Genomic DNA, 11919 nt, shown 5'->3' with positions numbered 1-11919 from the left:
TGCACAACTACACAGGGGGTGATTGGTCTCGACTTCGGTCGGGTGACCAGGGGAAGCGAGCCGAGGAAGGCAACGATGAGCTCGTTAACCACGCGTTGCAAAACACACAAGCGCCGATTCCAATCAGCGCGACTTCGCTCTCGCTGCCTGACGGCAGCTAGGCGAGTCTGTCAGCCCGGGTTCGTCATCGGCCCGGATCCTGGCATCAGCTAGATGACTCACTGCACGTACCGGTCGCGGGTACGTGCGGGACATCAAACAGTGACTGGGCCCGTCACGTCGACTTGTTCGCATGATCGACGGGGTCGAGCAGAGGCAATGCGAACTGCGCTCGGAGAAGCCCTGGTCGTACGTCGAAGGACGCGGGTTCGATTCCCGCCACCTCCACCACCCCTGTTGCGTGCGAGAGCCCCGGTCGGCTGACCGGGGCTCTCGTGCGTCCGGGCCACGTCGGCGTTCGCCGACCTCCGGTTCGCCGACAGCCCGTGCGTGAGCGAACTCGCAGCTCCCGCGCGGCGAGCCGCCGTCGCGCTCCGTAGAATCGCTCCCGCAACCATCCGGAGCGACTGAGAGACCTGGCTCGTCGACGTCGCAGCAACCCCCCGCATCGGCGGGCGCGGGTGCTACTGCCAGGACCGATGGAGGAACACCATGCGGCACAGCCGTGTGTCGCTGACGCTCGCTGTCACGCGCACCTCGAGGACGACCGCGTGATCGAGCTGAAGGACGTCCGCAAGGTCTTCCCCGCCCGGGGCCGGGCCGGCGAGGTCGTCGCCGTCGACGGCGTCAGCCTGAGCGTGGAGCGCGGCGAGTTCGCCGGCGTCGTGGGTCCCAGCGGCTCGGGCAAGAGCACGCTGGTCCGGCTGGTGAACCTGCTCGAGCGACCGACGTCGGGCTCGGTCACCGTCGACGGCCGGGTGCTCACCGAGCTGCCCGCCGACGAGGTCCGCAAGGCCCGCCGCTCCATCGGCATGGTGTTCCAGCACTTCGAGCTGCTCGACTCGCGCACCGCCGCCGGCAACGTCGAGCACCCGCTGGAGCTGGCCGGCGTCGGCCGCGCGGAGCGCCGCAGCCGCGCCACCGAGCTGCTGGACCTCGTCGGCCTCGGTGACCGCGCGGACGCCCGGCCCGCCCAGCTCTCCGGCGGGCAGAAGCAGCGCGTGGCGATCGCCCGCGCGCTCGCCGTCCGCCCGAACGTCCTGCTCTGCGACGAGGCCACCTCGGCGCTCGACCAGGCCAGCACCGCCGGCGTGCTGGCGCTGCTGCGCCGGGTGCGCGACGAGCTCGGCCTCACCGTCCTGCTGATCACCCACGAGATGGCGGTCGTGAAGGCCGTCTGCGACAGCGCCGTGCTGCTCGACCGGGGGCGCGTGGTGGACAGCGGCCGGCTGGCCGACGTCCTCACCCGGGAGCGCTCACCGCTGAGCGACGCCCTGCTCCCCGCGCCGGTGGCCGACGCCGGAGCCGGTCACGGCGGTGCGCTGCTGCGGGTCACCGTCACCGACCGCACGCCGGAGACCGTCGTCCTGCAGACGCTCATCGGGAAGCTGGGCCTGGCCGTTGAGATCGCCGGCGGCTCGGTGGAGACCGTCGCCGGCGGCCGCTACGGCCGGCTGCTGCTGCGGGTCACCGGGGGAGTGGAGGGCCTGGACGACGCCGTGCAGCGCCTGCGCGCCGACGGCGTCCTCGTCGAGCGCGTGACCGCGGGAGTGGACCGATGAGCGACTGGAACCGCATCTATCCGCAGCTGCTCGACGCCACCGGGGAGACCCTCTACATGGTGGGGATCGCGGCCCTGCTGACCGTGCTCCTCGGCATCCCGCTGGGCGTGCTGCTCACCGTCACCGCCCCGGCCGGGCTCGCTCCCCGGCCCCTCCTGAACCGGCTCCTGGGTCTGGTCGTCAACCTCGGCCGCGCCCTGCCGTTCATCATCCTGCTGGTCCTGGTCGCCCCGGTCACCCGAGGAATCGTGGGGACGACGATCGGCTCCACCGCCGCGATCGTGCCGCTGACCATCGGCGCGATCCCGTTCCTCGCCCGGCTGGTGGAGACCAGCCTCCGCGAGGTCGCCGGGGGCAAGGTCGAGGCGGCGCTGTCGATGGGCGCCCGGCGCCGTGACGTCGTCCGCACCGTGCTGCTGCCGGAGGCCCTTCCGTCGCTGGTCGCGGGGGTCACCGTCACCGTCGTCGCGCTGATCAGCTACTCGGCCATGGCCGGTGCGGTCGGCGGCGGGGGACTGGGCGACTTCGCCATCCGCTTCGGCTACCAGCAGTTCCGCACTGACATCACCCTGGCGACCGTCGTGCTGCTGCTCGTCGTCGTCCAGGCCCTGCAGTGGGCCGGCGACCGCTGGGCCCGCTCGCTCTCGCACGCCTGATCGCCCTACCGGACCGCACCACCGAACCCGCACCATCCACGAGGAGAAGTTCCACCATGCGCACCCGTTTCCCTGCCGTCCTGGCCGCCACGGCGATGACGGCGATGCTCGCCGCCTGCGGCGGCGGTGACGCCGAGCTGTCGGGCGCCGACGAGCCGCTGCGGGTGGGCGCCTCCCCGGTGCCGCACGCCGAGATCCTGCGCTTCATCGACGAGAACCTCGCCGAGGACGCCGGCCTGGACCTGGAGATCAAGGAGTTCACCGACTACATCCAGCCCAACGTGGCGCTGGACGACGGCTCGCTGGACGCCAACTACTTCCAGACCATCCCCTACCTGGAGCAGCAGGAGGAGAGCGCCGGCTACGACTTCCAGGCGCTGGAGCCGGTGCACATCGAGCCCCTCGGCATCTACGCGGAGACCCTGACCGACCTCGCGGACCTGGCCGACGGCGCGACGGTCGCCATCCCCAACGACCCGACCAACGCCGCCCGGGCGCTGCGGCTGCTCGAGGCCAACGAGCTGATCACCCTCGCCGACACCGGGGACACCGCCCCGACGTCGCTGGACATCGAGGAGAACCCCAAGAACCTGGAGATCTCCGAGGTCGAGGCCGCGCAGGTGCCCCGCTCGCTCGCCGACGTCGACATCGCGGTGATCAACGGCAACTACGCCATCGAGGCCGACCTGGTGCCCGCCGAGGACGCCCTGGCGCTGGAGGAGGGCGAGGGCAACCCCAACGCCAACCTGCTGGTGGTGCGGACCGGTGACGAGGACGACGAGCGGATCCAGCAGCTCGAGGAGCTGCTGCACTCCGACGAGGTCCGCCAGTTCATCGAGGACACCTACGAGGGTGCGGTTCTCGCCGCCTTCTGAGCCATCCGCACGAGAGCCCCGGCCGGGGCTCTCGTGCTCTCCCTCCGCCGTCCGGGTGAGCCGGGCAGCGCCCGGGGCTTCGGTCGACGATCATGATCGGGTGACTCCGCAGACCGATCGGCCCCGAGGCTCGTTGGTCCCGTCGTGACGACCCCCGACGCCGCCAGGCCCAGCCTCTGGCGCCGGTTCACCGACCGCGGGTGGATGCCCGGCGGACGGCTGGCCGTACCGCTGATCGTGTCCGTGGTGATCGTGGCCAACATGATCGGCGTCGGCACCGTCGTCCTGCTGCTCATCGGCGTCGAGGACGGCAGCGGCAACACCGGGCGGGCCACCGTCCTCTGGGCCACCGCCGGCTACCTCGTGCTCGCCTTTCCGCTGGGCGCCGTCGCCGGGCTCCGTCGCCAGGCGGCCACCAACCACTGGCTGACGGCCGCCCGTCCCCCGACGAGCGAGGAGGCGTCGCGCGCGCTGCGGCTGCCGCTGGACACGGCGTCCATCGCCGGCAGCGTGTGGTTCATCGGCGCCGTCCTCATGGGCGTGGTGTCGGCCTTCGCCTTCCCCGACCCGCGCGTGGGGTGGCGGATCGGGGTCGCGGTGTTCCTCGGTGGCGTCGCCACCGCCGGCGTCACCTACCTGCTCGTCGCCTGGGCGGCCCGCGCCGTCACCGCCCGCGCGCTGGCCGAGCACCCGCCCAAGGGCGTCCTGGCGCTCGGTGTGCGGATCCGTCTGCTGCTCACCTGGGGCCTGACCAGCGGGGTGCCGATGGTCGGCGTCGTGCTGCTGTTCGTCGACCCGAGCAACCCGGGCGGACCGGGGGAGGCCCCCGTCGTCTTCCTCGTCGTGGTCGCGCTGCTCGTCGGCGCGCTGGCCACGCTGCTCATCGCCCGTGCGGTCGGGCAGCCGCTGCGGGAGCTGCGCGACGCGGTGCAGCGGGTCGGCGCCGGGAACTACGACGTCGACGTCCTGGTGGACGACGCCGGGGAGATCGGCCTGCTGCAGGAGGGCGTCAACGCCATGGCGGCCGGCCTCGCCGAACGGGAGCGCATGCGCGACCTGTTCGGCCGGCACGTGGGGACGACGGTGGCCCAGCGCGCGCTGGCCACCGGCGTCTCGCTCGGCGGAGAGGAGCGGACCGTCGCGGCGCTCTTCGTCGACATCGCCGGCTCGACCTCGCTGGTCCGCCGGACCGGCCCGGAGCAGATGGTCGGCCTGCTCAACCGCTTCTTCGAGATCGTCGTCGACACCATCGAGACCGAGGGCGGGCTGGTGAACAAGTTCGAGGGCGACGCCGCGCTCTGCGTGTTCGGCGCCCCGACCGACCACCCGGACCCCTTCGGTGCGGCGCTGCGGGCTGCGCGGCGGATCTGCGCGGCGGTGTCGGAAGCCGGCGAGGTCGACGTCGGCGTGGGTGTGGCCTGCGGCCCGGTGTGGGCGGGTCAGGTCGGGGCGGCGAGCCGGCTGGAGTACACGGTCATCGGCGACCCGGTGAACGAGGCCGCCCGGCTCACCGACCTGGCCAAGGACCACCCCGGGCGGGCGGTGGCCAGCGAGACCACGGTGATGAGCGCCGGCGCCGACGAGCGCGACCACTGGATGCCCGACGCCGAGGTCGAGCTCCGCGGCCGCGACGAGCCCACGAGGACCATGATCCTGCGGTCCTCCGGACCGCACAGCGGCCAGGAGCCGTCCCCGCGCTGAGCTGAGTCAGTCGCTGCGTCGCGCCTGCGCGGACCCCTCCGGGGCCCACTCGGCGCGACAACTCAGGGGTGGGAGCGCACGACCACCAGGACGTCGTCGGCCTGGAGCGTGCCGATCAGCTGGTCGTCGAAGCGCAGGGTGCGTCCGCTGCGGGTCACCGACAGCACGATGTCGCGCAGCTGCCGCGGCCCGAGGCCGACCTCGTCGGCGGTGACCGGGCGCTGGTGCAGGTCGAGACCCTGGCCACCGGTGACCAGGTCCTCGACGACGGCGACCACGCGCGGTGCATCGGTCGAGAGGCCCAGCAGCCGGCCCGACGTCGCCGAGGTCGTGATGACGGTGTCGGCGCCGGACTGGCGGAGGAGGTTCGCGTTCTCCTCCTCGCGCACCGACGTGGTGATCGGCACGCTCGGGTTGAGCTGGCGGACGGTCAGGGTGATCAGCACGGAGGCGTCGTCACGGTTGGCGGCCACGATCACCGCGCGGGCCCGCTCGACGGCGGCGCGGCGGAGCACCTCGGTGCGGCCGGCGTCGCCGACGATGCCGGTCAGCCCGAGGGAGTTCGCCTCCTCGATCGCCCGGGGCTCGGGGTCGACGACGACGATCTTGTCGGCCGGCGTCCCGTTGGCGATGAGCGAGCGGATGGCGCTGCGGCCCTTGGTGCCGTAGCCGCACACGATGACGTGCTGGCGCACGCGGGACCTCCAGCGTCGGATGCGGAACTCCTCCCGCGAGCGCGCCGTGAGCGCCTCGAGGGTGGTTCCGATGAGCACGATCAGGAACATGATCCGCAGGGGCGTGATCAGCAGGATGTTGATGAGCCGGGCCTCGGCGGTCACCGGCGTGATGTCGCCGTAGCCGGTCGTCGAGAGCGTGACGGTGGCGTAGTAGGTGGCGTCCAGCAGCGAGATCTCGTCGCCGCGGCTGTCCTCGTAGCCGTCGCGGTCGATGTACACGATGAGGACGACGACGACGAGGACGATCGCCGCGATCAGGACCCGGCGCAGCACCTGCCGGACCGGCGAGATCTCCTCATGGGCGATCTGGACACCGGTGTGCTCGGTCTCCGTCCCGATCCGCTCGTTCTCCACCACGCGGACACTAGTGAGCGGGCGCGTGTGCGGCGCGCTGCCGCACCCGTTCGGGTCAGGGAAACCGAACGGGTGCGGCGGTACGGATCAGCTCAGCCGCCGACCTGCTCGCGCTCCTTGGCGGCCAGCTCGCGCTTGAGCACCTTGCCCGCGGCCGACACCGGGATGGCGTCGATGAAGCGGACGGCGCGCAGCCGCTTGTACGGCGTCACCTTGTCGTTCACCGCCGTCATCACCGACTCCTCGGTGAGGGCGGCGCCGTCGGCGTCGGCCTTGCGCACCACGTAGGCGACCGGCAGCTCGCCGGCCTCCTCGTCGGGCCGCCCGACGACCGCCGCGCCCCCGACGCCCGGAACGGCGAACAGGATCTCCTCGAGCTCGCGCGGGAACACGTTGTAGCCCTTGTAGAGCAGCATGTCCTTGGTGCGGTCGACGATCGAGAGGTAGCCGTCCTCGTCGAGGATGCCGACGTCGCCGGAGTGGAACCAGCCCTCGGCGTCGATGGCGTCGGCGGTGGCGTCCGGCCGGTGGGCGTAGCCGCGCATGACCTGCGGGCCGCGGATGCACACCTCGCCCCGCTCGCCGGCCGGCAGCGGGTTGCCGCCGCCGAGCGGGCGGATGCTGATCTCGGTGTCGAAGACCGGGACGCCCACGGTGCCGGGCTTGCGGGTGCCCGAGCGGAAGGACGGCGCGCCCGTCGCCTGCATCGTCACCTCGGTCAGGCCGTAGCCCTCGCCGATCGTGGCGTTCGGCATGAGCGCGGCCATCTTGTCGATCAGCGACTTCGCCAGGGGCGCCGCGCCGGAGGTCACGCCGCGGACGTGCGAGAGGTCGGCCTCGGCGAACCCGGGCACCTGGAGCAGCGCCACGAAGACCGGCGGCGCGCCGCCGATGGAGGTGACCTCGTACTTGACCATGTCCTCGACGTACTTGACCGGGTCGAAGCGCATGTGGATCACGGTCATGGTGCCGCCCATGACCATGCCGTTGAGGTAGCCGATCGCACCCATCGCGTGGAACCAGGGCGTGAGGTTGATGATCCGCGCCTCACCGAGCCGGGTGGCGACCTCCTCCTCGCCCAGCACCTGGCGCAGCGTCACGTCGCCCTCGGCGTCGAGCTCCGGCAGCGAGCCCGACGTCCAGCAGCCGGACTGCAACACGTTGGTGACGACGTTGCGGTGCGGTAGCTCCACGCCCTTGCTGACGCCGGTGGTGCCGCCGGTGTAGGCGAGGTGGGCCAGCGCCTCGGCGGGGTCCGGGCCGGCGTCCAGGTGCCGGTCGGTGGGGTCGCCGGCGAGCAGGTCGGACAGGTCGACGTCGCTGTCCTCCAGGCCGTCCAGGCGCGCCGCGAAGTCGAGGGTGTGCGCCTCGCCGGTCACGACCACCGTGCGCACCGGGGTCTGCTCCAGCGCGCCGCGTACGAAGGGCAGCACCTGGTCCCAGGTGACCAGGACGGTGGCACCGGCGTCGGTGAGCTGGGCCGCGAGGTCGGCGGCGGGCAGCAGCGGGTTCGTGGGGGAGAAGGTGGCGCCCGACAGCATGATCCCGTAGTAGAGCGGCGGGTACTGGCGGCAGTTGGGGATGTGCACGGCGACGACGTCACCGGGGCCGACGCCGTTGTCGGCGAGCCAGCCGGCGACCGCGTGGGCGCGGGCACCCATCTCGGTGAAGGTCAGCGGGACGTCGTGGTCGACGAACGCCGTCCGGTCGCCCCATCGGCGCACCGCGGCCCGCAGGATCGACCCCACCGGGACGCTGGGGTAGTCCAGCGACCGGGGGAGCCCGGGCGGCCAGCTGGCCGCTGCCGGTGCCTGGGCGGACTGCACGGTGGTCATGCGTTTCCTCTCGTAGGACGGAGCTCGGGACACAGCGTGGCCCACGTCACACGCTCTGTCGAGGGTCTGTGCGCCGGTCAGGGGTCTGTGAGGATGGCGGCATGAGCGACCAGCGCACGGCACTCGTCCTCGGTGGCGGCGGCATCACCGGCATCGCGTGGGAGATCGGCGTGCTCGCCGGTCTGGCCGAGGCGGGCATCGACCTGACCGGCGCCGACTTCGTCGTGGGCACCTCGGCGGGCTCCGTCGTGGGTGCGCAGGTGACCAGCGGGGCGCCGCTCGAGGAGATGTACGCCCGTCAGCTCGAGCCGCCGGCGCAGGAGAAGGTCGCCCGGGTCGGGCGCGGAACCCTCGCGCGCTACGCCTGGGCGATGCTGACCAGCCGGGGGCGCGACGTGGAGTTCCGCAAGCGGATCGGAGCGCTCGCGCTGGCCGCCGAGAAGGCCGGGCTGACGCCGAGCGAGCAGGAGCGGCTCGACGTCATCGGCTCCCGCCTCGTCTCCGGGCACTGGCCCGAGCGGAACCTGACGATCACCGCGGTCGACGCCGCCACCGGTGAGTTCCGCACGTTCGACCGCGACTCCGGGGTGCCCCTCGTGCAGGCGGTGGCCGCGAGCTGCGCGGTGCCCGGCGTCTACCCGCCCGTCACCATCGAGGGCCGCCGCTACGTCGACGGCGGGATGCGGTCCGCGGCCAACGCCGACCTCGCGCAGGGCTACGACCGGCTGGTCGTCCTGGCACCGATCCCGCGCGGCGTCGGACCGCTGGCCAGCGTGGACGCCCAGGTCACCGGCATGGTGTCGCGGGTCGCCGTCGTCTCGCCGGACGAGGCCAGCAGGACCGCGATCGGCCGCAACGTCCTGGACCCGGCCGCCCGCGAGCCCGCCGCCCGCGCCGGGCGGGCGCAGGCGGCGCAGGTCGTCGCCCGCGTCGGCGAGGTCTGGGCCGGCTGACCGGGGTTCCCGAGCCCGTCACCGGGAGTTCGGGACGACGACGGCTCCCAGGCACCTGGGACCGGTGGGATCGGTCCGCGGTGCCGGCGGCGAGGGTCGCCGCCCGAGCCCGCGGGAGTTCCGATGCCTGGTGCACGCTTGCGTGCCACGGTCGCCGCCGTCGCGGTCGCCGTCCCCCTGACCCTCGCCGTCCCGGCGGCGCTCCCGGCCACGGCCGCGCCCCGGCCACCGGCCGTCCAGCCGGGCACCGCTCTGGCGGAGGACCTGGTGGTGGTCGGCCACCGCGGGGCGTCGGGCTACCGCCCCGAGCACACCCTGGCCGCCTACGAGCTGGCCGCCCGCATGGGTGCTGACTTCATCGAGCCCGACGTCGTCAGCACGAAGGACGGCGTGCTGGTCGCGCGGCACGAGAACGAGATCGCCGGCACCACGGACGTCGAGTCGCACCCCGAGTTCGCCGGCCGCCGGACGACCAGGACCATCGACGGCGTTCCGGTCACCGGCTGGTTCACCGAGGACTTCACCCTCGCCGAGCTCCGCACCCTGCGGGCCGAGGAGCGGCTGCCCGCTGTCCGGGAGGAGAACACCCTCTACGACGGGCTGTTCCAGGTGCCGACGCTGGACGAGGTGCTCGAGCTCCGCGCCCGGCTGTCCAAGGAGCTCGGTCGCGAGATCGGCGTCTACATCGAGACCAAGCACCCCACCTACTTCGACGGCATCCGGCTCTCGCTGGAGGAGCCCCTGCTGGCCGATCTGCGCCAGGCGCGTCTGGACCGGGCGCACTCGCCGGTGTACGTCCAGTCCTTCGAGACGACCAACCTGCGGGAGCTGCGCCGGGCGGGCGTGAAGGTCCCGCTGGTGCAGTTGCTCTCGGGCGCGGGTGCGCCGTACGACCTGGTGGCCCGGGGTGACCGGCGCACCTACGCCGACCTGGCCTCGGCGGCCGGGCTCCGGGAGATCGCCACGTATGCGCAGGGCGTCGGCCCGGAGAAGAACCAGGTGATCCCGCGCCGGGCCGACGGCACCCTGGGGACCCCGACCCGCTTCGTCGACGACGCGCACGCCGTGCGGTTGCTGGTGCACCCGTACACGTTCCGCAACGAGAACACCTTCCTGCCGCCGGCTCTGCGGGAAGGCGCGGCGCCCGACGACTACGGCCGGGCGCTCGCCGAGCACGCGGCCTTCTGGGACGCCGGCATCGACGGCATGTTCACCGACAACCCGGACACGGGCGTGGTCTCGCGACAGCTGTTCGAGAGCGCTTCGAACTGACGGTCGAGATCGCGCTGCGACGAGTGAGGCCCTGACCCGTCACGGGCGGCGGCCACCACTCTCTTCCCGGACGCTTGTGCTCTGCTCTCCCCTCGTAGGCAGAGCACAAGCACCGCGAGAGACCCCTGACCCCACCGGCTGGGACGTCCGCCCCCGGCCGCTCAGACGACCGGCTGGGCGACCAGTGAGCCGGCGGAGTGCTCCTGGCGCAGCGACGTCTTGAGCACCTTGCCGCTGGGGTTGCGGGGGAGCGCGCCGACGATCGAGTACTCGCGCGGGTTCTTGTACCGGGCGAGCCGCTCGCGGCACCAGGCGCCCAGCTCCTCCGACGTCGGCGGGTCGTTCGCGTCGCGCGGCGCGATCACCGCCAGCGGGGCCTCGCCGTACCGGGTGTCGGGGACGCCGATGAGCGCGACCTCGGCGACCTTGGGGTGTGCGGACAGGGCGTCCTCGACCTCGGCGCAGTAGATGTTCTCGCCGCCGGAGATGATCATGTCCTTCTTGCGGTCGACGACGTAGATGTAGCCGTCGGAGTCCTGGCGGACCAGGTCGCCGGAGTGGAACCAGCCGCCTTCGAACGCCTCGGCCGTCGCCTCCGGCTTGTTCCAGTACTCCTTCATCACCATCGGGCTGCGGTAGACGATCTCGCCGACCTCGCCCTGGGCGACGTCCTCCATGAACGCGTCCACGACGCGGATCTCGACGTTGAGGATCGGCGTCCCGACCGACCCGATCTTCCGGACGGAGTCCTCCCCGCGCAGCAGGGTGGTCACCGGGGAGCACTCTGTCTGGCCGAAGGCGGTGACAACCTCGGCCTGCGGAAAGGTGTCGATCAGCGAGCGCAGCAGCGTGGTGGAGGCGGGGGCCGCGCCCCAGGAGATGCGGCGCAGGCACGACAGGTCCCGGTCCTTGATCCCGGGTACGGACAGCACCGCGGCCCACATCGCGGGCACGAGGAAGATGCTGGAGATCCGCTCCCGCTCGATCAGGTCGAGGGTCTCGACCGGGTCGAAGCCGCCCGACTTGAGGATCACGTTCGTGCCGCCCAGCAGCAGTGGGGGCAGCCCGCCGGCGAGTCCGGCGATGTGGAACAGCGGGGCCCCGGGTGCGCCCACCCGGTCGTCGGGGTCCCAGCCGAGCGTGGTGACCTGGCTGAAGCAGTGCATCAGCAGGTTGTGGTGGGTGAGGACGGCGCCCTTGGGGCGGCCGGTCGTGCCCGAGGTGTACATGATGAACGCCGGCTCGTCCTCGTCGACGGCGATCTCGAGCGGCTCGCTCCCGGCCGAGGCCAGCGCCTCCTCGTAGGACTCGCTGCCGGGACCCGCGGCGCCGTCGCCGATGACCAGGACCGTCCTCACCTCCGGCGCCTGCTCCCGGGCCTTCGCGGCCAGCGGGGCGAGGGTCGTGTCGACGACGAGTGCGACGGCGCCCGAGTCGGTGAGGGCGTAGGCGACCTCGTCGGCGACCAGCCGGAAGTTCACCGGGACGACGATCGCGCCGAGCCGGACCCCGGCGAGGTAGGACTCCCACGTCTCCATGCCGTTGAGCGCCAGCACGGCCACCCGGTCGCCGGTCCGGACGCCGCGGTCGCGCAGGGCGCGGGCGAGCCGGGTGACGCGGTCGTCGAGCTCGCCGTAGCTGCGCCCGCCGCCGTCGAAGCGCACCGCCGCGACGTCAGGGGTCGTGCGCGCGTGCCGCGCCAGCAGATCGCTCATGGTCATGCCCCGGCCCTGGAGGGTGGGGATCGGAACGCTCACGGCTTCTCCTCGGCCTCGCACAGTTGTGACGTGCGTCATGCTGTCGAGCGGAGGAGGG

Annotated in this window: 9 protein-coding genes, 1 other RNA gene and 1 riboswitch; of the genes, 7 read left to right on the top strand and 3 right to left on the bottom strand. The window is 72.6% G+C overall.

The genetic code is table 11. The annotated features are described in order from the left end of the window. Positions 1–14: 14 nt before the first annotated feature. The 5 genes from ssrA to LBW97_RS20340 all read left to right on the top strand — a co-directional run bounded on the left by ssrA (position 15) and on the right by LBW97_RS20340 (position 4953). Positions 15–390, top strand: a transfer-messenger RNA (tmRNA) gene (gene ssrA, locus LBW97_RS04990). 160 nt (positions 391–550) lie between these two features. Beyond that, a riboswitch (SAM riboswitch) is annotated at positions 551–645 on the top strand. Between the two features lie 65 nt (positions 646–710). Then, entirely contained in the window at positions 711–1721 is a 1011-nt protein-coding gene (locus tag LBW97_RS04985) for a methionine ABC transporter ATP-binding protein (protein ID WP_224498311.1), read from the top strand. Continuing rightward, the gene (locus LBW97_RS04980) at positions 1718–2377 is read left to right on the top strand and encodes a methionine ABC transporter permease (protein ID WP_224498310.1); all 660 of its coding nucleotides are present in this window, start codon (positions 1718–1720) and stop codon (positions 2375–2377) included. The genes LBW97_RS04985 and LBW97_RS04980 overlap by 4 nt, the downstream gene beginning before the upstream one ends. A 56-nt stretch (positions 2378–2433) precedes the next feature. After that, the gene (locus tag LBW97_RS04975) at positions 2434–3252 is read left to right on the top strand and encodes a MetQ/NlpA family ABC transporter substrate-binding protein (protein ID WP_224498309.1); all 819 of its coding nucleotides are present in this window, start codon (positions 2434–2436) and stop codon (positions 3250–3252) included. A gap of 144 nt (positions 3253–3396) precedes the next feature. Continuing rightward, positions 3397–4953 carry an adenylate/guanylate cyclase domain-containing protein gene (locus LBW97_RS20340; RefSeq protein ID WP_224498308.1) on the top strand — a complete coding sequence of 519 codons (1557 nt, stop codon included), beginning with the start codon at positions 3397–3399 and terminating at the stop codon, positions 4951–4953. A 62-nt stretch (positions 4954–5015) separates the two neighbouring features. Here the strand turns inward: LBW97_RS20340 and LBW97_RS04965 are convergent, their stop codons facing one another. Both LBW97_RS04965 and LBW97_RS04960 read right to left on the bottom strand, forming a co-directional pair. Continuing rightward, positions 5016–6044 carry a TrkA family potassium uptake protein gene (locus LBW97_RS04965; RefSeq protein ID WP_224498307.1) on the bottom strand — a complete coding sequence of 343 codons (1029 nt, stop codon included), beginning with the start codon at positions 6042–6044 and terminating at the stop codon, positions 5016–5018. 92 nt (positions 6045–6136) lie between these two features. Continuing rightward, positions 6137–7879 carry a class I adenylate-forming enzyme family protein gene (locus LBW97_RS04960; protein WP_224498306.1) on the bottom strand — a complete coding sequence of 581 codons (1743 nt, stop codon included), beginning with the start codon at positions 7877–7879 and terminating at the stop codon, positions 6137–6139. Positions 7880–7980: 101 nt separating this feature from the next. Here LBW97_RS04960 and LBW97_RS04955 point away from each other — a divergent pair, with 101 nt between their 5' ends. Beyond that, positions 7981–8832 carry a patatin-like phospholipase family protein gene (locus LBW97_RS04955; protein ID WP_224498305.1) on the top strand — a complete coding sequence of 284 codons (852 nt, stop codon included), beginning with the start codon at positions 7981–7983 and terminating at the stop codon, positions 8830–8832. A gap of 123 nt (positions 8833–8955) precedes the next feature. Further along, on the top strand, positions 8956–10104 hold the full coding sequence (locus LBW97_RS04950; protein WP_224498304.1) for a glycerophosphodiester phosphodiesterase: 1149 nt from the start codon (positions 8956–8958) through the stop codon (positions 10102–10104). 161 nt (positions 10105–10265) lie between these two features. Here the strand turns inward: LBW97_RS04950 and LBW97_RS04945 are convergent, their stop codons facing one another. Further along, positions 10266–11861, bottom strand: a complete 1596-nt coding sequence (locus LBW97_RS04945) for a long-chain-fatty-acid--CoA ligase (protein ID WP_224498303.1) — start codon at positions 11859–11861, stop codon at positions 10266–10268. Between the last annotated feature and the right edge of the window lie 58 nt (positions 11862–11919).

It is taken from the genome of Blastococcus sp. LR1 (assembly GCF_020166105.1).
In the GTDB taxonomy this organism is placed as follows: Bacteria; Actinomycetota; Actinomycetes; order Mycobacteriales; family Geodermatophilaceae; genus Blastococcus.
Note: the sequence above shows the minus strand (reverse complement) of the source record. Positions and strands in the feature narration are given on the sequence as shown.